This is a genomic window from Nitrospirillum pindoramense, assembly GCF_007827955.1.
Lineage (GTDB): Bacteria > Pseudomonadota > Alphaproteobacteria > Azospirillales > Azospirillaceae > Nitrospirillum > Nitrospirillum amazonense_B.
In genome coordinates this window covers 112211-133658 of sequence record NZ_VITR01000007.1, presented here as the reverse complement: position 1 = coordinate 133658, position 21448 = coordinate 112211, and the positions used below count along the sequence as shown (strand labels likewise).

The following is a 21448-nucleotide window of genomic DNA, read 5'->3' as shown; positions in this document are numbered from 1 at the left end:
CCGGTGTCGAGAGGTGAACCAACAGCGTGAGGCTCGGACTCATGCTGTTGGAGGCCGGCGACCGCCGGCCCCGGAGCGAGTACCGCAGGGCGGAGCGAGGAAGCCAAGCCAGCGGATGCTGGCGCCCGGCGCTTGAGGGGACCGTTGATCGGTGACGATCAACGGTCAGCAAAAACTAATCCTGACCGTCGTCGCGCTGGCTGCTTTCGGAGCGGAAGGGGTGAGCGGGGTAGACGCCCAGGATCTTCAGTTCGCGGGCGAAGAAGTCCAGCTCCTCCAAGGCCAGCCGCAGGGGCCGGTCCTCGGGATGACCCTCCACGTCGGCGTAGAACTGGGTGGAGGTGAAGCGGCCGCCCACCATGTAGCTTTCCAGCTTGGTCATGTTGATGCCGTTGGTGGCGAAGCCGCCCATGGCCTTGTACAGGGCGGCCGGCACGCTGCGCACGCGGAAGACGAAGCTGGTGATCACGGGGCCCTGGCCGCGCGGCGCCGGCTTGGGGTCCCGCGACAGGATCAGGAAGCGGGTGGTGTTGTGCTCCGCATCCTCGATGCCGCGCGCCAACACCTCCAGCCCGTAAATCTGCGCCGCCAGTTCCGACGCGATGGCGCCCTGGGTCAGGTCGCCCCACTTGGCCACGTCGGCGGCGGCGCCGGCCGTGTCGGCATGGGTGATGGGCGCCAGGCCGTGGCCGCGCAGATAGCCCCGGCACTGCGACAGCGCCTGGATATGGGAATGCACCTGTTTCAGGCCGGCGATGGTCGCCCCCTTGGGCGCCACCAGGCAATGGACCACGCGCTGGAAATGCTCCCCGATGATGTGCAGGCCGCCCTGGGGCAACAGGTGGTGCATGTCGGCCACGCGGCCCGCCACCGAATTTTCGATGGGGATCATGGCCAGGCGGGCGCGGCCCTCCGTCACGGCGGCGAAGGCGTCTTCGAAGGAATGACAGGGCAGGGGAACCATGTCGGGGAACACCTGGCGGCACGCCATGTCGGAATTGGCGCCCGGCGCCCCCTGGTAGGCGATGGTGTTCTCAGCGCCCTGCACACTGTTCGACATCACTTTCCCTTTCTTGTACCGGCGCCTTCGTGCCGCCGGTCTGCGGTCCTGTAACCGGGGGCAGCCTACAACGGCGGGGGCCGGGGCTCATGCCGTTGGAATCAGGGGGCGCCTATGCGGCCGATGAGGGCGCGGGCGCGCTCTAGATCCTCCGGCGTATCGACGCCCAAGGGGACGGCGTCCACCACCGCCACATCGATGCGCATGCCGTTGGCCAGTGCCCGCAGCTGTTCCAGCTTCTCCCGCTGCTCCAAGGCGGCGGGGGGCAGGGCGACGAAGCGGGCCAGCGCCTCGCGGCGATAGGCGTACAGGCCGATATGGTGATAGTGCGGCCCGGCGCCCCAGGGCGTGGTGGTGCGGGTGAAATACAGGGCGCGGCCCACACGCGCCCCGGGGGCCAACTCGATCACCGCCTTGACCACGTTGGGGTTGTGCCGCTCCTCCTCCACCGTGATCTCCACGGCCAGGGTGGCGATGTCCACTTGCCCGTTGGCCAGCGGGCCGAAGGCGGCGCGCACCGTCGCGGGCTCCACCGTCGGCAGATCGCCCTGGACATTGACCACGGCGTCGTGGCGCCCGTCGGGGTCCACCTGGCGCAGCGCCTCATAGATGCGGTCGGAGCCGGAGGGGTGGTTGGGATCGGTCAGCACCGCCTGGCCCCCGGCGTCGCGCACCGCCTCCACAATCTCCTTTTCCGCCGCCGCCACCAGGACGGGGCCGATGTCGGCCTCCGCCGCGCGGCGCCACACCTGCACGATCATGGGGGCGCCGCCAATGTCGGCCAGCGGCTTGTTGGGTAGGCGGGTGGAGGCCAGGCGCGCCGGAATGATGACGATGGGGGCGGTCGGGGCACCCAGGGACGGGGCGCCGGGGGGCGGGCTGCCGGCGGGACGGGAAGACATGGGGTGTCGCCTACGAATTGATTTGCCTCATGGCCGGGCCAGGCGTGCGACATTTACCACCCTCGGTCAAGCCGGTTTACAAGCGGGGCGCCGAACTATCTTGCCCTGGTTGAACAGGCCGCTTATCGTCGCCCGGAATTGGGAGAAAGATGGCCGGACCCCCTCTTGCATTGCTGGGGCGGCCCCGGGGCATCGACAAGCGTCACCACCTGGCGTTAATTTGAACGCACAGGGACTATAACCATCACGCGAACCGCAGCAGCGTGGGACATGAGGGCTTGATCTGATGGCGGGTAGCTTCTTCAACAAGATTTCCATGGCCATTCTGCTGGGCGCGTTGATCGCCCTGCTGGCGGGGTTCATCGCCAAGAAGGTCGTGCATCCGACGATGTTGACCGAAAACGTCTACAAGATCGAAGGGGCGGAGGCGGCGCCGGCCGCCGGCGGTGGCGAACCCGCCGCTCCGGCCAAGCCGGACCCGGTCAGCCCCCTGCTGGCCAGCGCCAGTGCCGAGAACGGCGCCAAGCTGACCAAGGTCTGCCAGGCCTGCCACACCTTCGACAAGGGTGGCGCCGCCAAGGTGGGCCCCAACCTGTGGGGCATCATCGGCAACAAGCAGGGGCATATGGAAGGCTTCGCCTATTCCGACGCCATCAAGAAGCTGGGCGGCACCTGGGATTACGAAAAGCTGAACGAGTTCCTCGCCAGCCCCAAGACCTACGCCCCGGGCACCAAGATGACCTTCGCCGGCTTCAAGTCCGTGAAGGACCGCGCCGACGTGATCGCCTATCTGCGCACCCAGGCCGACAGCCCGGCGCCGCTGCCGCAATAAGGCGCTGATGGGATAGCACGCCGCCTTGGGTTTGAGGCGGCGGCCTCTTCGGTATAAAAGCAGGGGCGGTCCCAGCCGGGGCCGCCCCTCTTTGCATGTCCCGTTTGCCCAGGAAGCGCCCCCATGACCACGCCCGTGCCCGACGACCTCATCGCCCTGGCCCACCGCATGGCCGAGTCGGCGGGCGCGGTTATCCGCCGCTATTTCCGCGCGGATGTGGAGATCGACGCCAAGTCCAACCTGACGCCGGTCACCATCGCCGACCGCCAGGCGGAAGAGGCCCTGCGCGCCATCCTGGCCGCCGAGCGTCCCGACGACGGCATCCTGGGGGAGGAGCTGGGGACCCACGGCCTGGACCGGGAGTATGTCTGGGTGCTGGACCCCATCGACGGCACCAAGAGCTTCATGACCGGCCGGCCCATCTTCGGCACCCTGATCGGCCTGCTGCGCCATGGCCGCCCGGTGCTGGGCGTCATCGACCAGCCCATCCTGGGCGAACGCTGGATCGGCGGCGTGGGCCACCCCACCCGGTTCAACGGCACCCCCGTCCGCACCCGCGCCTGCCCCACCTTGGCGGAGGCGACGGTGACCACCACCAGCCCGGACATGTTCAAGGGCGAGGAGGCGGAGCGCTTCGCCCGGCTCAAGGCCGCCTCGCGCTACGTCGTCTACGGCAGCGACTGCTACGGCTATGCCCAGGTGGCCAACGGCTGGCTGGACATTTCGGTGGAGCGCGACCTGGCGCCCTGGGACTGGGCCGCGCTGGTGCCGGTGGTCGAGGGCGCCGGTGGCCGCATGACCGACTGGCAGGGCCGCGACCTGGTGCTGGGTGCGGTGGGCGAGGTGGTGGCGTCCGGCGACGTCAGGGCCCATGCCCAGGCGCTGGCCATCATGGGTGGCGGTGTCCTGCCTTAAACCGCGCCCTCCAGCCAATCCTCGATCAGGCGGCGGGCGATGCTGTCGGCGCCGGGCAGGCGCAAGCTGCCGTCCGACGGCCCGCGCCGCAGGCTGGCCTGGTGCACCTCCTCTCGGGTGAACCAGCGCGCGTCCTCCAACTCCTCCAGATCCACCGTCAATTGGGTGGTCACGGCGCGGGCGTGGAAGCCCAGCATGAGGGAGGAAGGAAAGGGCCAGGGTTGGGAGGACAGATAGCGCACGTCCGTCACCTGGATGCCGGCCTCCTCCATCACCTCGCGGGCCACCGCCTCCTCCAGGCTTTCGCCCGGCTCCACGAATCCGGCCAGGGTGGAATACATGCCCTGGCCGAAACGGCTTTGCCGGCCCAGGACGCAGCGGTCGCCATCATGCACCAGCATGATCACGGCGGGATCGGTGCGCGGGAAATGCAGGGTCTGGCAGTCGGGGTTGGTGCAGCGGCGGACATGCCCGCCCTCGATCACCTCGGTCACCGTGCCGCAGACGCCGCAGAAGCGGTGGCGCTGGTGCCAGCCCAGCAGGCCGCGCACATAGGCCAGCAGGCTGGCCGTGGGCCGGTCCACCTGGTGGGCCAGGGTGCGCAGCTCCGTCGGCGTGCCCAGGCCCAGCAGCTCCGGATGGTCCTGCTCCAGGCCCGACAGGTCGACGGCGAAATGGGCGATGTCGCCCTCCACGCCCAGGAAGGCGGGGGCCACGGTGGCCGCCTCCCGCCACCACGGGCTGCCGGGGTCGAGATAGGCCGGCCGCACCGCTTCTCCCCCTGGCGCCCCCCGTTCCGGCGCCCCCTCTGGCGGCGAGGCCACCAGGAACTGGCCGCGCCACACGGCCAGGAAGCGGCTTTCCGGTGCCGCCAGGCGCTGGGCCAGCCAGTCGGCCTGCTTGCGGGCGACGGTGGCGCGGTCCAGGCCGGCGCCGGTGTAGAAGTTCTTTTGGGAGCGGTTCGTCATGATCATCATTCGTCTCATGACGGGGCGGAGGGGACAAGGCCACCCCTTTTGGGCAGCGCGTCGGAACGGGCGGGTCGGCCCTGCCGCCTTTTCACTTGCTATGGGGCGGGTCGATGCCGATATATGGCGGCGGGAGGTTGGCGGCGGACGTGTCCCTCGCCAACCCGGTCAGGTCCGGAAGGAAGCAGCCGTAACGAGTTTCGGCGCGGGTCGCATGTCCAGCCTCCCACCTCATAAAATCTGAACGCCGCCTTTGGGCCGGCCACACGGTCCGGCCCGCACTTGGCCGGCGGCAGCCAGCGCCGGAAGGGTTGAGCGATCCCGTGACCGATCAGAGCCCGCTTTCCCCCGACGTCCAATCCCCCGCCTCCGCCGGCGCCGCCGTCTATCGCGTGCTGGCCCGCAAGTACCGCCCCCGCAATTTCGATGAGCTGATCGGCCAGGACGCCTTGGTGCGCACCCTGCGCAACGCCATCCAGTCGGGGCGCATCCACCAGGCCTACATGCTGACCGGCGTGCGCGGCGTGGGCAAGACCACCACCGCCCGCATCATCGCCCGCGCGCTGAACTGCATTGGCCCCGACGGTCAGGGCGGCCCGACCGTCAGCCCCTGCGGCGTGTGTGAGCAGTGCGTGTCGATCTCGCAGGACCGCAACGTCGACGTCATCGAGATGGACGCCGCCAGCAACACCTCGGTCGACAACATCCGCGAGATCATCGAGGGCGTGCGTTACGCCCCCGCCGGCGCCCGCTACAAGGTCTACGTCATTGACGAGGTCCACATGCTGTCGCGCAGCGCGTTCAACGCGCTGCTGAAGACGCTGGAGGAGCCGCCGCCGCATGTGAAGTTCGTCTTCGCCACCACCGAAATCCGCAAGGTGCCGGTGACGGTGCTGTCGCGCTGTCAGCGCTTCGACCTGCGCCGGGTGGATCAGGGCACCTTGCAGGCCCATTTCGGCCGCATCGCTGACCAGGAATCGGTGCCGGTGGAGGCGGAGGCGCTGAGCCTGATCGCCCGCGCCGCCGATGGCTCGGTGCGTGACGGCCTGTCGCTGCTGGACCAGGCCATCGCCCTCGGCGGCGGTGCTGTCACCGGCCTGCAGGTCCGCGACATGCTGGGCCTGGCCGACCGCACCCTGGTGGTGGACCTGTTCGAAGCGACCCTGTCGGGCAAGCCGGCCGACGCGCTGGCCGTGCTGGACGATTTGCACAAGCGCGGCGCCGACCCGGTGGTCATCGCCCAGGACCTGCTGGACTTCACCCATTTCCTGACCCGCGCCCGCGTGGTGCCCGGCACGGCCCAGGACCAGGGCATTCCGGAGATGGAGCGGGTGCGCGGCGGCGACCTGGCGGCCAAGCTGGGCATGCCGGCCCTGGCCCGCGCCTGGCAGATCCTGCTGAAGGGCCTGTCGGAGGTGCAGCAGGCGCCGGTGCCCATGCAGGCCCTGGAAATGGTGCTGATCCGCCTGGCCTACGCCGCCGACCTGCCCAGCCCGGGCGACCTTGTGCGCAAGGTGATGGAGGGCGGCGTGCCCACTGGCGCCCCCATGGGCGGCGGCGGTAACGGCGGTGGCGCCCCCGTGGGGGGCAACGGCGGCGGCGCCCTGGCGCGGGGCATGGCCCTGTCCAACGGCACCTCGAACGGCGGTGGCGCCCCCATGGCCGTGCTGCGTGGCGGCTTGGCCGGCGCGGTGAAGGCGGCGCCCGTGGCGGCCCCGGCGCCGATGATGGAGCCTGTGCCGGACCTGCCCCCGGCCGATCCCAAATCCTTCCGCGAGGTGGCGGAGCTGTTCGGCGCCCGGCGCGAGGGCATGCTGCAAGGCAACCTCTTGAGCATGGTCCACCTGGTGAAGTTCGAGCCGGGGCTGATCGAGCTGCGGCCCACCGCCATGGCCGTGCCCAACTTGGCCGGCCGGGTGGGGCAGCTGTTGACGGAATGGACCGGCCGGCGCTGGATCGTCACCGTTTCCGGCGCCCCCGGCGAACCCACGCTCAGCGACCAGGATCGCGCGGCGGAGAACCGTACCCGGGAGCAGGCGGCCGCCAGCCCCCTGGTGCAGGCCCTCATGGCCGCCTTCCCCGGCGCCAAGATGACGGCGGTGCGTGACCTGGACCAGGTGGCCGCGGCCGCCGCCAAGGCCGCCGCCGAAGAGGCCGCACGCGCCCCCGCCTTCCCTTCTTACGAGGATGGCGGTATGGATGCCCCGGACAACCCGTATTTCGACGCGCCGCCCGATATGAGCGACGGCGACTGGGAAGGAGATTTTTAGGCCATGAAAAACATCGGCCAGATGATGAAGCAGGCCCAGCAGATGCAGGCCAAGATGCAGGAAATGCAGGGCAAGCTGGGCGAGATCGAGGCCGACGGCCAGTCCGGCGCCGGCATGGTCCGCGTCGTGGTCAACGGCAAGGGCGAGCTGAAGAAGGTGAAGCTCGACAAGTCCGTCGTCGACCCCGAGGACATCGAGGTGCTGGAGGACCTGCTGGTCGCCGCCTTCAACGACGCCAAGAGTAAGGTCGAGGCACACATCGCCGAAGAGACCAACAAGCTCATGGGCGGCCTGAAGCTGCCGCCGGGCATGAAGCTGCCGTTCTGATCGGCGCCGCCCGTCAGGGTATGGTTTTGAACGCCGGGCCTGGCGACGGGCCCGGCGTTTTCATTTTTCCGCTAGAACAAAGCTGGGCTGGAACAAAGCCGGCACAGCCCCTATCTTGGGGCCATGATCGGCCCTGAAATCGACCGCCTGATACAGTTGTTGTCGCGCTTGCCGGGCCTGGGCCCGCGCTCGGCCCGGCGCGCCGCCCTGCACCTGATCAAGAAGCGCGACCAGTTGATGGACCCGCTGGCCGAGGCGCTGGCCGCCGCCGCCGCCCGCATCCGAACCTGCCCCGTCTGCGGCAACCTGGACACGGTCGACCCTTGCGGCGTCTGCCGCGACCCCTCCCGCGACAGCACCACCTTGTGCGTGGTGGAGGAAGTGGGCGACCTGTGGGCGCTGGAGCGCACGGGCGCCTATCGCGGCCTCTACCACGTGCTGGGCGGCACCCTGTCGGCCCTGGACGGCATCGGCCCCGACGACTTGGCCGTCCCCGGCCTGCTGGCCCGCGTCGCCCAAGGCACGGATGGCGTGGCTGTGCGCGAGGTCATCCTGGCGCTGAACGCCACCGCCGGCGGCCAGACCACCGCCCATTACCTGACCGACCGCCTCTCCGGCCTGAACGTCGCCATCAGCCGCCTGGCCCACGGCGTGCCTGTGGGCGGCGAGCTGGACTACCTGGACGACGGCACGCTGACCGCGGCGTTACGGGCGCGGCGGACGCTGGGGTGAGGCGGCGTGGGTGGCAGTGTTCTTCACGTCGGCAGCTGAAAGCGATAGACCATCTTCGCCCATGTCTGGCGGTATCGATCTTTTTGGGAAATGGGGCTGCATCGCCATTGGTGAGATTGGGCGGCCCTTACGACCGCTTCGTCCAGGCGGTCATGATTGCTGCTCGTTCTGATCCTGGCATCCGAAACCCAGCCGTTCGCATCGCATAGGGCTTCGAAGACGACTTGGCCTTCCTCGCCCAGCCTTAATGACGCGGTCGGATAGGCCGGCGGGTGTCTTCTGAAGGAAAGCGTTTCGATTCTGGCCGTGGCTTTACCGGGCGTGACTGGGGTGACGGACTTGGCTGGTGGGTTCGCCTGGGTCAGTTGGAAGCTATAGCTGCCGCTCGCGAAGGAGGCGAGAGTCGGATCACTGCCCGGTGGGCGCACGCAACGCCATCGCAAGGATTGGGCAGCCGCCACCACCGAGGCGTCCAGTCGTTCATGACCGCTGCTGTGTACGATCTCGGCGTCGAAAATTCTATGCTTCATGTCGCACAACGCGGTGAAGATGACAGTGCCTTCTTCCTTTCGGGCACGCGATTCCGCCGGATAGGCTGGAGGAAACCTGCGAAAGGAGTGTGTGGTGATTTTGGATACGGGACGCGGCGCGACGGCATAGAAGACGTATTCCCTGACCGGAGGAAATCCGAAGGGAACCCGGGCAGCAAGCGGTTGGAACACCCGCTCCGCCGCCTCCACCCGCCTCGGCATGGGAGAGAACGGCCAACAGGCGAGCACCACCAACATTCCGCTCAGAACAGCGTGCGCCGCACTCGTCCGCATGACGTCCCCTCTCCGCCATAGGACGATGATAGCAGGTTCATCGTGAAGGTCGAGGTTGGGCGGCCTGGGATGAGGGAACGCCCTCACCCCAAGCCGTGTCCCGCCCGCCTCAGGCCGCCCGCACCGTGGCCAGGAAGTCCTGGACCTCCTGGCGCAGTTGGACGGAAAGGCCGGCCAGTTCGCTGGCGGAGGCCAGGACCTGGGTGGCGGCGGCACCGGTGACGGTGGCGCTTTCCGAGACGGCGCTGATGTTCTCGCTCACCTGCTGGGTGCCTTGGGCGGCCTCTTGCACGTTGCGGGAAATCTCCTGCGTCGCCGCCCCTTGCTCCTCCACCGCCGAGGAGATGCCGGTGGAGATGGCGCCCAGGCGTTCGATGGTGGTGGCGATCTCGCCGATGGCGGCCACGGTCCGGCGGGTTTCCTCCTGGATGGAGGTGACCTGTTCGCCGATCTCGTCCGTGGCCTTGGCCGTCTGGTTGGCCAGCGACTTCACCTCGTTCGCCACCACGGAGAAGCCCTTGCCGGCATCCCCGGCGCGTGCCGCCTCGATGGTCGCGTTCAGGGCCAGCAGGTTGGTCTGGCTGGCGATGTCGGTGATCAGCTTCACCACCTGGCCGATGCGGTTGGCCGCCTCCGCCAGGTTGGTGACCAGCGCGTTGGTGCGGGCCGCCTCCTCCGACGCCGTGCTGGCGATGCGGGCGGAGTCGGTGACCTGGCGGGAAATCTCGATGATGGAGGAGGTCAGCTCCTCCGACGCGGCCGCCACGGTCTGGACATTGGCCGACGCCTGTTCGGCCGCCGCGGCGACGGTGGTGGAGCGCACGGTGGACTCGCTGGCGCTGGACGACATGGTCTTGGCCGTGTCCTGCAACTCGCCGGAGGAAACCGTCACGGCCTGGACCACGGCCATGACCTTGGCCTCGAACGCGTCGGCCATCTGGTTCAGCACCCGCTTCTGCTCCTGGGCGGCGATCTCCTTTTGCAGCTCCTGCTCCTCGCGCAGGCGCAGCACCTCCAGGCCATTGGTCTTGAAGACCTGGACGCTGCGGGCCATCAGGCCGACCTCATCCTTGCGGGCCTGGCCGGTGACCTCGGTGCTGAAGTCGCCGGTGGCCAACGCCTCCATGGCGGCGCGCAGCACGTTCAATGGCCGGGTGATGGCGGCCCGGCTGATCCACAGCGCCAGGGCCAGGATGACCGCGATGCTGAGGATGGCCAGGATTATCTGCGTCCGGATGGTGGTGTCGGTCCGGTCGCTCAGCTCATCGGATACCTTCTGCGCGTACGCGCTGGCCTTGTCATTGAACGCAGAGAGGTTTTTCGTCGCCTGGGTGATCAGGGGCGCGCATCGGGCTTTGATTTCACCGGCCGCCTTCTGGCTTTCCTCCGCCGTGGCGGTCTTCGCCGCCAAGTCGATCACCGGCGCGCAGGCGGTGAACGCCGCCTTCGCCTCCGCATCTATGACCTTGAAATCATCCGCCATTTCCGGCAGCCGCTGGCGAACCTCTTCCATGAAGGCGCCATATTTTTTCTGGCTTTCCTCAACCAAGGCCTTGGCCTGGGCGTTGCCTTCATCGGTCGTTTCGAACGCCAACTGGTACGTGTAGGCCAAATAGGTGGAGAGATTGCGGTTGGCGCGGGCGCCCGCGACGACCGAACGGTCGACGCGCGCTACCAGGTCTGAATAGTCGTCGTCGATTTTCTGCATGCGCATGCTGCTGATGCCCACTGACGCCAGAAAGGCGATGGAGAACAGTCCGACGATGATGTTGATTTTATTTGAAATGCGAAGGTTTTCCAAAGCCATGGGGCCGTATCCTTCCCGGACTGACCGGGTGTCGATGTGTTGGGGGTTTTTGGAATTTGTTTGGGGGGTCAGGATGGATTTTGTTTTTTCTTGTTCAAGATTAGTATGACTAATTTGGTATGTCACCACTGCAAATGGCATAGATTTCTAAGAAATATTAACCAATATTATTTGAGAATGATTGGCGATTGACGCGCCAATACGATCGTTTGGCGTCACGGATCACCAGTATATGCTTTTGTATAGGGTGGTTCTGTGGGCTTTGGTCAAGCCAGCGGCGCGCGATAACAGAGGCTCTCGGTGGATTCAAGGATGGCGCGGGTCTTTGTCCATCAGGTGGACAGCCCACTTTTTCCCCGGTGTGGGAAAGCGCCGCCGCCGCCCAACGAGGGTCGCGGGGCGAGAGCTGGCGGCGTAAAGCCAGACGCGGCCAGCTCTCGCTGAGTCTGTCCCGCGAGCAGCGTCACGCCCAAAGGCGATTCCACCTTTGGGCGATCTGCTCTGGACGTCAGTGGTTCGGCGCCGGCTCCGGCGGCGTGAAGGCGTGGGCGACGAAGCCCCAGGACGCCACGGGCCGTTTATCCGGTCCCGTGGTCGTGGGCACGCAGGCGGTGCCCACGGGCACCGCCTCGGACAGGGCGGCGTCCAGCCGGGGGCTGCCGGCGCTGTTGATGACGCGGGTGGTGGTGACATGGCCATCGATGCCGCAGAGGAAGGCGACGGCCGCCGTGCCGGCCTCCCGCTGATCCACGGACGCGGCCGGGTAGGCCGGGCGTTTGAAGGCACCGGGCACCAGCTTGGCCTCCAGCGCCAGTTTCCATAGGGTCTGCTGGCTGTCGCTGTCCGTGGGCTCGGGAATGGTGACGCCGGGGTTGGCCGCACGGGCCGCCGCCGCCAGGTCGCGGATATCGTCGGGGGTCAGGTGCAGGCTGGCCGGTGGCGGCGGCTCCCGTAGCTTGAAATTAAAGCGGAAGCGGGTACGGCCGGTGACGATCTCACCCGTCTTGGGATCGTGACCGGGAAAACAGCGCAAGCCCGGCACCACGGCCAGCACGGCGTTGTCCAGCCGGACGAAGCCGCTGGGCTCCACCACCTGGGGGTCGCTGACGTGTCCGTCCGCCCCGCACTGGACACTGACGCCGACGCGGCCCTCCTCGCCCGCCCGCGCCGATTCCGCCGGATAGTCCGGCTGCTTGAACGAGGCGACGTCGAGGCGGGGCTGGGTCGGGTCGGGCGGGTCCGCCGCACCGGCGGTGGACGGCAGCAGGGCCAGGCATAGGGCGACAAACAGTCGATGATGACGGTGGTGCATGGCGACGCGCGTTCCCCCTTAACGCATGCCTTAGCGTTAGAATAAGTGACAGGCGGAATCAATTGTCAGGAGGTCCTTTTCCCGACCTGTAAAGGCCCGCATACCCCCCGCGCCGCAACCGGGCCTTGCCCCCGCCGACGGCTTCCCCTATCTCGCAGGGGAACAAGTGATTATACTTGCCGCCCTAATTCATTTGCCGCCCAACTTGGCGCCGCTTGACCTGGACACGACACCCATGGCCCTCCTGCCCATCCTCACCGTTCCCGACGCCCGCCTTAAGAAGAAGTGCGCCCCCATCGCCAATGTCGATGGCCGGGTGGTGAAGCTGATGGATGACATGCTGGAGACCATGTACAAGGCCCCCGGCATCGGCCTGGCCGCCCCGCAGATCGGCCTGCTGGAGCGCATCATCGTGGTGGACGTGTCGGAGCATAAGGAAGGCGCCAAGGAACCCATCGCCATGGCCAATCCGGAACTGCTGTGGCTGTCGGATGAGACCTGCGTGCACAACGAGGGCTGCCTCTCCATCCCCGAGATCTACGCCGACGTGGTGCGGCCCAAGCAGATCCGTGTGCGCTATGTCGACCGCGGCGGCAGCGTGCAGGAGCGTGACTGCGACGACCTGTTGGCCCGCTGCATCCAGCATGAGGTCGACCATCTGAACGGCGTGCTGTTCATCGACCACCTGTCCTCCCTGAAGCGCAACATGATCATGCGCAAGGTGACCAAGGCGTCTCGCTGACGCTGTTCCTTCAGGCGCCGGGCGCGGCCGTCCGGCCGCTTGGCTATCCTCGATTTCCAGTCCGCTACGCTCCCCAGAAATCTCCGGGGCCTGCGGTCGCAGGCCCGGGGTGATTTTCTTTTGATGTTGGAGGCTAGTCCATGACCCGCCTGCGCCTAGCCTTCATGGGCACGCCCGACTTTTCCGTTCCGGTGCTGGACGCCCTGGTCGCGGCCGGGCATGAGGTCGCCTGCGTCTACAGCCAGCCGCCCCGCCCTGCCGGGCGTGGGCATAAGGAGCAGTTGACGCCGGTGCACGCGCGAGCGGCGGCGCTGGGCATCCCTGTGCGCACGCCGCGCACCCTGCGCAACGAGCAGGCCCAGGCCGAGTTCCGGGATCTGGCCCTGGATGTCGCGGTGGTGGTGGCCTATGGCCTGATCCTGCCGCAGGCGGTGCTGGACGCGCCGCGCCTGGGCTGCCTCAACATCCACGCCTCGCTGCTGCCGCGCTGGCGCGGCGCCGCGCCCATCCAACGCGCCATCCTGGCCGGCGATGCCGAGAGCGGTGTCACCATCATGCAGATGGAGGCGGGCCTCGACACCGGCCCCATGCTGCTGGAGGAGCGCATCGCGATCACGTCGCGCATGACCGCCAGCCAGTTGCACGACGGCTTGTCGGCCATGGGCGCGCGCCTGATCGTCACGGCGCTGGACCGCCTGGCCGCCGGCGACCTGCCCGCCACGGTTCAGCCGGAGGCGGGCGTGACCTATGCCGCCAAACTGGCCAAGGAGGAAGGGCTGCTGGACTTCACCAAGCCGGCGGTTGAGCTGGACCGCCAGGTGCGGGCGCTGACCCCTTGGCCCGGTACCTGGTTCGAGGCGCCGGTCGAGGGCGGCCCTGCGGCGGGAGGACTGGTCGAGAAGATCAAGGTGCTGGCGGCTGAACCTGTCGCGGGTTCCGGCGCGCCGGGCGCCTTGCTCGACACCAATCTCACCGTGGCCTGCGGCGAGGGCGCCCTGCGCCTCATCACCGTGCAGCGCCCGGGCAAGGGCCCGGTGGAGGGGGCGGCCTTCCTGCGCGGCTTCCCGCACCAGGTGGGCACGCCCATCGCCGCCGTCTGACCCCCATGCCGCGCTGGAAACTCACCGTCGAATATGATGGCCGGCCCTATCAGGGCTGGCAGCTGCAGCCGCACGGCCCCTCCGTCCAGGCCTGCCTGGAAGAGGCCATCCGGCGCTTCTCGGGCGAGGTGGTGCGGGTGCATGCCGCCGGCCGCACCGACGCCGGCGTCCATGCCCTGGGCCAGGTCTGCCATTTCGACCTGGAAAAGCCGACCAAGGCCGACACGGTGCGCGACGCTCTGAACTTCCACCTGCGGCCCGAGCCGGTGGCCGTGGTGACGGTGGAGGCGGTGGACGACGACTTCCACGCCCGCCTGTCCTGCAAGGGCCGCGCCTATCTCTATCGCATCGTCAACCGCCGGGCGCCGCTGGCGCTGGACATCGGCCGGGCCTGGCACATCCCCACGGTCCTGGACGCCGACGCCATGAACGAAGGCGCCCAGCGCCTGGTGGGCAACCATGACTTCACCAGCTTCCGCGCCAGCATCTGCCAGGCCAAGAGTCCGGTGAAGACGCTGAGCCTGCTGACGGTGAGCCGGGTGGGGCAGGAGATCCACATGGTGGCCCGCGCCCGGTCCTTCCTGCACCACCAGATCCGCAATATGATCGGCACCCTGCGCCTGGTGGGCGAGGGCAAGTGGACGCCCGACGACGTGACCCGGGCGCTGGAGGCGCGCGACCGCGCCGCCGCCGGCCAGACGGCGCCGCCCGATGGGCTGTACTTCACCGAAGCATGGTATGAGTAGGATTTAGGCGCTTCAGCTTGCCGCCATCAGGGGGCCGCCATCAGCGGCGCATGCACCAGGGTGGTGGCCAGGTCGCTCGTGATCACGTCCAGGATGACGAAGCTGGTGGCCGTCACCCAGCCGCAGCCCAGCGCGGCGCGGGTCACGTAGGCCTCGTAGAACAGGCTCCAGAAATAGGTGACCGCCATGATGGCCGCCCCCATGGGCATGGACACGTGACCGCTGTGCGCCAGGATGGAGAGGGGCAGCGCCACCAGCAGGGCGACGATGCCGCTCCAGTTGAAGGCGGCGATGAAGCGGGGAAACTGCGTGCGGCTGCCCATCAGGCGCAGAATGCACTCCACCATCAGGAAATAACCGAAGGTACCGATCAGATAGGCCAGCAGCGTGGCGGGAATGGCCCGCGCCAGCGGAATGGTCGCGGCCACCCCGCCATCCCCCAGCGGGGTCAGCGGATGGCCCATCCAGCGATCCACCGTGTCCAGGGCCACGACACCGGGCAACAGCACCAGGAAAACCCAGAAACTGCGCAGGGCGCCGGCCCGGTCCGCAGGAAAGCGGTCGGCGGCCGTCTTGTCCAGGAAGGCCAGGCGCAGGGCGCTGACCAGGCTGCGGCCCAGCTCGCCCATCACGCGGTGGCGCCCGGGGCCTGACCCACGCCGTGGGCGGCGAACCAGTCGACCAGCACGCGGGCATAGATGTCGGTCAGCCGGGTCAGGTCTTCCACGGCGATATGCTCATCCACCTTGTGCATGCTGGCGCCCACGCCACCGAACTCCACCACCGGGCAATGATTCTTGATGAAGCGCGCGTCGGAGGTGCCGCCGCTGGTGCTCAGCTCGGGCTCCAGTCCTGTCACGGATTGAACCGCCTGCGCAACGATGGCGCTGAGCTGCCCCGGCGGGGTCAGGAAGGCGTCGCCGCTGACCGCGACCTTCACATCCCAGGCGCCGCCCACCTCGGCCAGGACGCCGCGCACGTGGGCCTCCAGGCTGGCCGGGCTGTGCAGGTCGTTGAAGCGGACGTTGAACACCGCCGTGCCCTTGGCCGGGATGATGTTGGTGGTGGGGTTGCCCACGTCGATGGTGGTGATCTGCAGGCTGCTGGGCTGAAAGTGCGGCGTACCCTGGTCCAGCGGTTCCCCCGACAGGCGGGCCAGGGCCTGGGCCAGGCGGGGTAGCGGGTTGTCGGCCAGGTGGGGATAGGCCACGTGGCCCTGGGCGCCCAGGCTGGTGAGGGTGAAGGTGATGCTGCCCCGCCGGCCGATCTTCATCATCTGGCCCAGGCGCTGCGGGTTGGTGGGCTCGCCCACCAGGCAGGCGTCCAGGCCCTCGCCCCGTTCCGCCAGCCAGCCCAGCACCTTGCGCGTGCCGTTGATGGACGGGCCTTCCTCATCCCCGGTGATCAGCAGGCTGAGGCTGCCGGCCAGGGGCAGTCCGGCGGCCCGATGCCGGGCTACGGCGGCGATGAAGGCGGCGATGGCCCCCTTCATGTCCGAGGCGCCGCGGCCGAACAGCCGGCCGTCGATGATGTCGCCGGCAAAGGGCGCCACCGTCCATGCCGCCTCATCCCCCACCGGCACGACGTCGGTATGGCCGGCGAAGCAGAAGTTGGGGCCGGCGTCGCCCAGGCGGGCGTACAGGTTTTCCACCGGCGCCGTCCCGTCCTCGGTGAAGGTCAGGCGGTGGCAGGTGAAGCCCAGGGGCGCCAGCACCCCCTCCAGCACCCCCAGCGCGCCGGCGTCGGCCGGCGTGACGCTGGCGCAGCGGATCAGCGCCTGGGTCAGCGCCACCGGATCCGTGGGGTCCAGCGCGGCGTTCGGGGGCGTGGGGGAGGCGTGGGCCATGGGGATCAGTCCCGCAGCAGGTCGTTGATCGAGGTCTTGGCCCGGGTCTGCTCGTCCACGCGCTTGACGATGACGGCGCAGTACAGGCTGGGGCCGGGCGTGCCATCGGGCAGGGGCTTGCCGGGCAGGCTGCCGGGCACGACGACGGAATAGGCGGGCACGCGGCCCACGAACACCTCACCCGTGGTGCGGTCGACGATCTTGGTGCTGGCGCCGATGTAGACGCCCATGGACAGGACCGCGCCCTCCTCGACCACCACGCCCTCGACCACCTCGGACCGCGCGCCGATGAAGCAGTTGTCCTCGATGATCACCGGGCCGGCCTGCAGCGGCTCCAGCACGCCGCCGATGCCGACACCGCCCGACAGGTGGACGTTGGCGCCGATCTGGGCGCAGGAGCCGACCGTGGCCCAGGTGTCGACCATGGTGCCCTTGCCCACGCGGGCGCCGATGTTGACGAAGCTGGGCATCAGCACCACGCCCGGGGCGATATAGGCGCTGCGGCGCACGATGGCGCCCGGCACGGCGCGGAAGCCGGCGGCGCGGAAGCGGGCATCGTCCCAGCCCTCGAACTTGGTCGGCACCTTGTCAAACCAGGTGCTGCCACCCGGGGCGCCCGGCACCGGCGCGCTGTCGGTCAGGCGGAAGGACAGCAGCACCGCCTTCTTCAGCCACTGGTTCACCACCCAGGCGCCGTCCACCTTCTCCGCCACCCGCAGGTCGCCCCGGTCCAGGGCCGACAGCGCCTCGTCCACCGCGTCGCGGATGGCGCCGTGGGTGCTGGCGTTGAGGGTGTCGCGGGTTTCCCACGCTTGCTCGATATGGCTTTGCAGGTCGGTGAAAGCGGTCATGGGGCGTCGTCCGGATGGCGCCTTGGCGGCGACTTTAGAGGTGGGGCGATGGGGGCGGGGGGACAATGGCGGGCGGCTTCGCCCCCTGTCAACGTCCCGCGGCCACAAGCCAGATCCTACTTTAGCAGGCTCTCCCGGACATATTGTTGCGTGGGGGCGCTCACCGGCCCCGGGCCAGATCGGTCACCACCTGGGCCAGCCAGGCGGGCACGTCGGTGATGCGGTGCTGCACATAGGGCAAGGCCGTTGGCGGCGCCTCCGGATTGGGCAGGGAGAAAGGCGAGTTTGTCTCCACCAGCACGGTGGCCATGCCCAGCGCCCGCGCCGGTTCCAGGTTGCGGGCGATATCCTCCACCATCACGGCGCGGGTGGGGTCGATGCCATGGCGCCGCACCAGGGTGGTGTAGGGCTGGGCATCCGGTTTGGGGGTGTAGTCCGCCGCCACGATGTCGAACACGGCGTGGAACTGGTCGGCCACGCCCAGGCGGCGCATCACGTTCTCCGCATGGCCGGCCGACCCGTTGGTGTAGATGATCTTGCGCCCCGGCAGGGCCGCCAGGCTTTCGGCCATGGCCGGCTGCGGCAGGATGGCGCTGACGTCGATGTCGTGGACATAGTCCAGGAAGGGCCCCGGCTGCACCCCGTGGTTCAGCATCAGGCCGCGCAGGCTGGTGCCGTATTGGCGGAAATAGTCCTTTTGCAGCCGCCGGGCGGCGTCGGCGTCCAGGCCCAGCGCCTGGGCGATGTAGGCGCCGATACGCACATCGACCTGGGCGAACAGGTCGCACGCCGCCGGGTACAGCGTGTTGTCCAGATCGAAGATCCAGGTGTCGATATGGGCGAAGGAGCTTGCCGGGGCGGCGGCGGGGAGGGCGGCGGGGGCGGCTGTGTCGGTCATCATGCCCCCAACATGGGCCCGGCGCCGGTTCGCGGCAAGACGCGGAACGGCCCCGTCCGCGCGGGGACCCTATCCCGATGCAGTCCCCCAATGCGGCCCTGGGTGCCCGTCCGGGCTGGTTGCCGCCACCGGTTGAGTAGGCTACTCCTTTGGGCAGATGGGCTTGGCCTCCACGAGGGGAGCCGGGCGGCTTGGGGCGCGAGGCGCGGGCATGGGTTCCGATATGCATGATGACCGGTCCGTGGCGCCTGGGGCCGACAGCCAGGCGTTGCTGATGGGCTGGGCCGGGCCTGGCTTGGCGATGGACGCCGCTGGCGCCGTCACCGCCGCCAATCCGGCCGGCGCCCAGCTTCTGACCCGGGATGACGGTTGGCTGGACCTGCTGTCCCGCTGGGTGGCCGATGGCGGCGCCTTGCAGCCGGGCACCCATTCCAGCCCCCTGCCCGACCAGGAGGTGGTGGAGTGGACGCCCCTGGCCCTGCCGCCCCAGGTGGACGGATCGGACGGCTCGGACGGGAACGGCCAGCCCCGCTACCTGTTGCTGGGGCGCATGGCCACCCTGGAGCGGCGCCTGCGCCAGGCGCTGACCGAATCGCGCCAGCGGTACAAGGACCTGGTGGAGATCTCCAGCGACTTCGCCTGGGAAACCGGGCCGGACGGGCGGTTCGCCTTCGTTTCCCCCGCCGGGGCCATCGGCTATCGCCCGGATGATTTGGTGGGCCGCCATCCCAACGACTTCCTGCTGCCGGAATTCGACGACGGCCTGTCCCCGTTCGAGGCGCGGGACGCCATCGAGCGGGTGGAGGTCTGGCTGCGCGCGGCGGATGGCCGCCCGGCCTGCCTCATCTCCTCCGCCCTGCCGCTGACGGGGCCGGACGGCCGGTGGGCGGGCGCGCGGGGCGCGTGCCGTGACATCACCGATGCCCGGCTGCGGGCCATGGAACTGGCCCAGGTGCGGCTGCGCGAGCAGTATCTGGGCTATATCGTCTCCTCCACCCGCGATGACGTCGATCCCGCCCGCACGCTGGAGATCGCGGCCGGCGTGGCGGTGAACGCCACCGGCGCCGCCGGTTCCGCGCTGCGCGCCCGCACGGTGGGCACAACCGATTACACCCCCGTCGGCACCCCGGTGGGGGCGGAGGAGCGCATCCCGCCGGAGCTGGAGACGGTCCTGGCCGGCCTGCCCCAGCGCGCCGCCGGCAGCGAGGGGCCGGTGACGGTCCATGCCGCGGGCTATGACGTGCTGGCCGCCCGCACCCTGTTCCGGCATGAGGTCAACGGTGCCGTCCTGGTCTGGCGGCCCGCCGCCGACACCAATACGGCGGAGGACACCAGCGGTGAGGGCGCCAAGGCCAGCGGCTGGTCGGCGGACGACCTTTCCATGGTCCGCACCATCGCCGACCATGTGGGGGCCGCCATCGCCCAGGCCCGCTATCAGGAGCGGCTCAAGACCCTGTCCGAGCGGGACGGCCTGACCGGCCTCTACAACCGCCGCACCGTCATGGAACTGCTGGGCCAGCGCCTGGGCGCCAAGACCGGCGGCTCTTCCGCCCTGCTGTATTTCGACCTGGACAATTTCAAGGCGGTGAATGACCTGCGCGGCCACACCGCCGGCGACGACGTGCTGCGCGCCGTGGGCGACCTGCTGCGCCGCATGGCGCGGCCGGGCGACCTGGCGGGCCGCCTGGGCGGTGACGAGTTTGTGCTGTGGGTGGACCGGGTGGACGGGGACCAGGCCCTGTCCGTGGCCGACCGTCTGCTGCGCGAGGCGGCGGAATTCCTGCGCCCGCTGTCGGCCGGACCGGAAAAGCCGCTGGGCGTGTCGGTGGGCGTGGCCGTCCACCGGGGCGGCGGGGGTGAACTGGCGCAAAGCCTGGTGGATCGCGGCGACCAGGGCATGTACGCCGCCAAGCGCCTGGGCAAGGGCCACCGCACCCTGGCGCCGGCCTATAGTGACGACACCGGGAAAGAGGCCCCCGGGGAACCCGGTGAACCCAGGGAAAAGGATTCGTGATGGGCGGACTGGACTACGATACCGCCAAGAAGCTGGCCACCGGTGACACCGCCGACCGGCGTTTCGTCGCCTCCCGCGCCGAGACCCAGCCGGAAATCCTGTACCTGCTGGCGACGGACAAGAGTGCCGACGTGCGGCGCGAGATCGCGCTGAACAACGCTACGCCCCGCCAGGCGGACATGCTGCTGTCCACCGACGTGGATGAGAGCGTGCGCAGCGGCCTGGCCTCCAAGATCGCGGCCCTGGTGCCCACGCTGTCCGCCGACCGGGTGGGGCAGATCGAGCGCATGACCCTGCAGATCCTGGAAACGCTGGCCCGGGATCGCGCGGCGGCGGTGCGGGGCGTCATGGTCGCGGCGCTGAAGGACCTGCCCAACGCCCCGCCAACGGTCATCCAGCAACTGGCCCGCGACCTGGACGCCAGCATTTCCGGCCCCGTCCTGCGCCATTCCCCCATCCTGACCGACGACGACCTGCTGGAGATCATCGCCGGCGCGCCGGAGGATGAGCGGCTGTGCGCCATCGCCGAACGCGCCGACGTCAGTGTCGCCGTGTCCGACGCCATCGTGCAGACGGAACGCGAGGCGGCGGTGGCCAGCCTGCTGGGCAACGCCAGCGCCCAGATCCGGGAAGAGACGCTGGACCGCATCCTGGACCTGGCGCCCAAGCACGAGCCCTGGCACGCCCCCCTGGTGCGCCGGCCCCATCTGCCGGCGGCGGCGGCGGCCCGCATCGCCGGTTTCGTCACCGACAGCCTGGTGAAGGTGCTCGAAAGCCGCAGCGACCTGCCGCCGGAAACCCGCCAGGCCATCACCCAGGCCGTGCGCCAGCGCCTGCCCGCCGCCAAGGCCGGCACCGGGATTGGCAATGGCCTGGTGGATGAGGAGGAGACGCCCAAGGAGCGCCCGGCCGACCGCGCCCGCCGCCTGCACAAGGAAAAGAAGCTGACGGAGGACACGGTGACCATGGCGCTGGGCCAGGGCGACCGGGGCTTCGTCATGGCCGCCCTGGCGCTCTTGTCCGGCTTGCCCCTGCCCATCGTGGAAAAGATCATCGCCGGCCAGAGCCCACGCGGGGTCACCGCCCTGTGCTGGAAGGCCAAGCTGACCATGCGCGCCGCCCGCCAGGTGCAGATGCGTCTGGCCCAAATCCCCCCGTCCAACGTGCTGAACGCGCGCGAGGGCACCAAGTACCCCATGACCGACGACGAGATGAAATGGCAGTTGGAGTTCTTCGGGGTGGAGTGAGGTGGTGTGGCCTGACGGTGGCCCTCTGTCTGGGATTCGCCGCGTCTTCGGCCAT

At 69.0% G+C, this 21448-nt stretch carries 20 protein-coding genes and 1 other RNA gene; 11 read left to right on the top strand and 10 right to left on the bottom strand.

The features are described 5' to 3' along the window. Positions 1-175 precede the first annotated feature (175 nt). Together FBZ90_RS13355 and FBZ90_RS13350 are read right to left on the bottom strand one after the other, a co-directional pair. Complete coding sequence (locus tag FBZ90_RS13355; protein ID WP_145732812.1) at positions 176-1060, bottom strand: prephenate dehydratase; 885 nt, start codon at positions 1058-1060, stop codon at positions 176-178. 101 nt (positions 1061-1161) lie between these two features. Continuing rightward, a complete protein-coding gene (locus tag FBZ90_RS13350) occupies positions 1162-1962 on the bottom strand; it encodes a 3-deoxy-manno-octulosonate cytidylyltransferase (RefSeq protein ID WP_246130393.1) in 801 nt (266 codons plus the stop codon). A 286-nt stretch (positions 1963-2248) separates the two neighbouring features. Here FBZ90_RS13350 and FBZ90_RS13345 point away from each other — a divergent pair, with 286 nt between their 5' ends. Both FBZ90_RS13345 and hisN read left to right on the top strand, forming a co-directional pair. Then, positions 2249-2794 carry a c-type cytochrome gene (locus FBZ90_RS13345; RefSeq protein WP_145732810.1) on the top strand — a complete coding sequence of 182 codons (546 nt, stop codon included), beginning with the start codon at positions 2249-2251 and terminating at the stop codon, positions 2792-2794. Between the two features lie 123 nt (positions 2795-2917). Then, positions 2918-3709: a histidinol-phosphatase gene (gene hisN / locus FBZ90_RS13340; RefSeq protein ID WP_145732809.1), complete on the top strand. Its 792-nt coding sequence runs from the start codon at positions 2918-2920 to the stop codon at positions 3707-3709. Here the strand turns inward: hisN and nudC are convergent. Next, entirely contained in the window at positions 3706-4677 is a 972-nt protein-coding gene (gene nudC, locus FBZ90_RS13335) for an NAD(+) diphosphatase (RefSeq protein WP_338121716.1), read from the bottom strand. The genes hisN and nudC overlap by 4 nt on opposite strands. Positions 4678-4809: 132 nt before the next feature. Between nudC and ffs the strand changes: the two genes are divergently transcribed. From ffs to recR, 4 genes are all read left to right on the top strand, one after another. Next, positions 4810-4907, top strand: an RNA gene (gene ffs, locus FBZ90_RS13330) — signal recognition particle sRNA small type. Positions 4908-5000: 93 nt separating this feature from the next. After that, on the top strand, positions 5001-6947 hold the full coding sequence (locus tag FBZ90_RS13325) for a DNA polymerase III subunit gamma/tau (protein WP_145732806.1): 1947 nt from the start codon (positions 5001-5003) through the stop codon (positions 6945-6947). A gap of 3 nt (positions 6948-6950) precedes the next feature. Then, on the top strand, positions 6951-7274 hold the full coding sequence (locus tag FBZ90_RS13320) for a YbaB/EbfC family nucleoid-associated protein (RefSeq protein WP_040842623.1): 324 nt from the start codon (positions 6951-6953) through the stop codon (positions 7272-7274). A gap of 123 nt (positions 7275-7397) precedes the next feature. After that, on the top strand, positions 7398-8006 hold the full coding sequence (gene recR, locus FBZ90_RS13315; protein WP_145732805.1) for a recombination mediator RecR: 609 nt from the start codon (positions 7398-7400) through the stop codon (positions 8004-8006). Between the two features lie 23 nt (positions 8007-8029). Here recR and FBZ90_RS13310 read toward each other — a convergent pair whose 3' ends face one another. The 3 genes from FBZ90_RS13310 to FBZ90_RS27815 form a co-directional block, all read right to left on the bottom strand. Beyond that, the gene (locus FBZ90_RS13310) at positions 8030-8794 is read right to left on the bottom strand and encodes an energy transducer TonB (RefSeq protein ID WP_186455795.1); all 765 of its coding nucleotides are present in this window, start codon (positions 8792-8794) and stop codon (positions 8030-8032) included. Positions 8795-8939: 145 nt separating this feature from the next. Then, positions 8940-10637 (bottom strand): methyl-accepting chemotaxis protein, encoded by a 1698-nt coding sequence (locus FBZ90_RS13305; RefSeq protein WP_186455794.1) that lies wholly within the window; start codon positions 10635-10637, stop codon positions 8940-8942. Positions 10638-11145: 508 nt separating this feature from the next. After that, a complete protein-coding gene (locus FBZ90_RS27815) occupies positions 11146-11949 on the bottom strand; it encodes a TonB family protein (RefSeq protein ID WP_186455793.1) in 804 nt (267 codons plus the stop codon). A 235-nt stretch (positions 11950-12184) separates the two neighbouring features. On the opposite strand from FBZ90_RS27815, the gene def reads away from it, so the two are divergent. From def to truA, 3 genes are all read left to right on the top strand, one after another. Next, entirely contained in the window at positions 12185-12691 is a 507-nt protein-coding gene (gene def, locus FBZ90_RS13295) for a peptide deformylase (protein WP_145732801.1), read from the top strand. Positions 12692-12831: 140 nt separating this feature from the next. Then, complete coding sequence (fmt, locus tag FBZ90_RS13290; RefSeq protein ID WP_145732800.1) at positions 12832-13791, top strand: methionyl-tRNA formyltransferase; 960 nt, start codon at positions 12832-12834, stop codon at positions 13789-13791. Between the two features lie 5 nt (positions 13792-13796). Then, positions 13797-14537 (top strand): tRNA pseudouridine(38-40) synthase TruA, encoded by a 741-nt coding sequence (truA, locus tag FBZ90_RS13285; RefSeq protein ID WP_145732798.1) that lies wholly within the window; start codon positions 13797-13799, stop codon positions 14535-14537. Positions 14538-14563: 26 nt separating this feature from the next. Here the strand turns inward: truA and FBZ90_RS13280 are convergent, their stop codons facing one another. The 4 genes from FBZ90_RS13280 to FBZ90_RS13265 all read right to left on the bottom strand — a co-directional run bounded on the left by FBZ90_RS13280 (position 14564) and on the right by FBZ90_RS13265 (position 18135). Then, complete coding sequence (locus FBZ90_RS13280) at positions 14564-15169, bottom strand: hypothetical protein (protein WP_145732797.1); 606 nt, start codon at positions 15167-15169, stop codon at positions 14564-14566. Then, positions 15166-16383 carry a succinyl-diaminopimelate desuccinylase gene (gene dapE / locus FBZ90_RS13275; RefSeq protein WP_145732796.1) on the bottom strand — a complete coding sequence of 406 codons (1218 nt, stop codon included), beginning with the start codon at positions 16381-16383 and terminating at the stop codon, positions 15166-15168. The genes FBZ90_RS13280 and dapE overlap by 4 nt, the downstream gene beginning before the upstream one ends. A 5-nt stretch (positions 16384-16388) precedes the next feature. Next, complete coding sequence (gene dapD, locus FBZ90_RS13270) at positions 16389-17234, bottom strand: 2,3,4,5-tetrahydropyridine-2,6-dicarboxylate N-succinyltransferase (RefSeq protein WP_145732795.1); 846 nt, start codon at positions 17232-17234, stop codon at positions 16389-16391. 160 nt (positions 17235-17394) lie between these two features. Beyond that, positions 17395-18135 (bottom strand): pyrimidine 5'-nucleotidase, encoded by a 741-nt coding sequence (locus FBZ90_RS13265; RefSeq protein WP_145732793.1) that lies wholly within the window; start codon positions 18133-18135, stop codon positions 17395-17397. A gap of 220 nt (positions 18136-18355) precedes the next feature. On the opposite strand from FBZ90_RS13265, the gene FBZ90_RS13260 reads away from it, so the two are divergent. Continuing rightward, a complete protein-coding gene (locus FBZ90_RS13260) occupies positions 18356-20146 on the top strand; it encodes a sensor domain-containing diguanylate cyclase (RefSeq protein WP_145732792.1) in 1791 nt (596 codons plus the stop codon). Beyond that, a complete protein-coding gene (locus FBZ90_RS13255) occupies positions 20146-21393 on the top strand; it encodes a DUF2336 domain-containing protein (RefSeq protein WP_145732791.1) in 1248 nt (415 codons plus the stop codon). The genes FBZ90_RS13260 and FBZ90_RS13255 overlap by 1 nt, the downstream gene beginning before the upstream one ends. Positions 21394-21448 lie beyond the last annotated feature (55 nt).

Coding starts and splice junctions, on each gene's coding strand:
- FBZ90_RS13355 (WP_145732812.1), bottom strand. CDS start 1,060: ATGTCGAACAGTGTGCAGGGCGCTGAGAACACCATCGCCTACCAGGGG.
- FBZ90_RS13350 (WP_246130393.1), bottom strand. CDS start 1,962: ATGTCTTCCCGTCCCGCCGGCAGCCCGCCCCCCGGCGCCCCGTCCCTG.
- FBZ90_RS13345 (WP_145732810.1), top strand. CDS start 2,249: ATGGCGGGTAGCTTCTTCAACAAGATTTCCATGGCCATTCTGCTGGGC.
- hisN (WP_145732809.1), top strand. CDS start 2,918: ATGACCACGCCCGTGCCCGACGACCTCATCGCCCTGGCCCACCGCATG.
- nudC (WP_338121716.1), bottom strand. CDS start 4,677: ATGACGAACCGCTCCCAAAAGAACTTCTACACCGGCGCCGGCCTGGAC.
- FBZ90_RS13320 (WP_040842623.1), top strand. CDS start 6,951: ATGAAAAACATCGGCCAGATGATGAAGCAGGCCCAGCAGATGCAGGCC.
- recR (WP_145732805.1), top strand. CDS start 7,398: ATGATCGGCCCTGAAATCGACCGCCTGATACAGTTGTTGTCGCGCTTG.
- FBZ90_RS13310 (WP_186455795.1), bottom strand. CDS start 8,794: ATGTTGGTGGTGCTCGCCTGTTGGCCGTTCTCTCCCATGCCGAGGCGG.
- FBZ90_RS13305 (WP_186455794.1), bottom strand. CDS start 10,637: ATGGCTTTGGAAAACCTTCGCATTTCAAATAAAATCAACATCATCGTC.
- FBZ90_RS27815 (WP_186455793.1), bottom strand. CDS start 11,949: ATGCACCACCGTCATCATCGACTGTTTGTCGCCCTATGCCTGGCCCTG.
- def (WP_145732801.1), top strand. CDS start 12,185: ATGGCCCTCCTGCCCATCCTCACCGTTCCCGACGCCCGCCTTAAGAAG.
- fmt (WP_145732800.1), top strand. CDS start 12,832: ATGACCCGCCTGCGCCTAGCCTTCATGGGCACGCCCGACTTTTCCGTT.
- truA (WP_145732798.1), top strand. CDS start 13,797: ATGCCGCGCTGGAAACTCACCGTCGAATATGATGGCCGGCCCTATCAG.
- dapE (WP_145732796.1), bottom strand. CDS start 16,383: ATGGCCCACGCCTCCCCCACGCCCCCGAACGCCGCGCTGGACCCCACG.
- dapD (WP_145732795.1), bottom strand. CDS start 17,234: ATGACCGCTTTCACCGACCTGCAAAGCCATATCGAGCAAGCGTGGGAA.
- FBZ90_RS13265 (WP_145732793.1), bottom strand. CDS start 18,135: ATGATGACCGACACAGCCGCCCCCGCCGCCCTCCCCGCCGCCGCCCCG.
- FBZ90_RS13260 (WP_145732792.1), top strand. CDS start 18,356: ATGCATGATGACCGGTCCGTGGCGCCTGGGGCCGACAGCCAGGCGTTG.
- FBZ90_RS13255 (WP_145732791.1), top strand. CDS start 20,146: ATGGGCGGACTGGACTACGATACCGCCAAGAAGCTGGCCACCGGTGAC.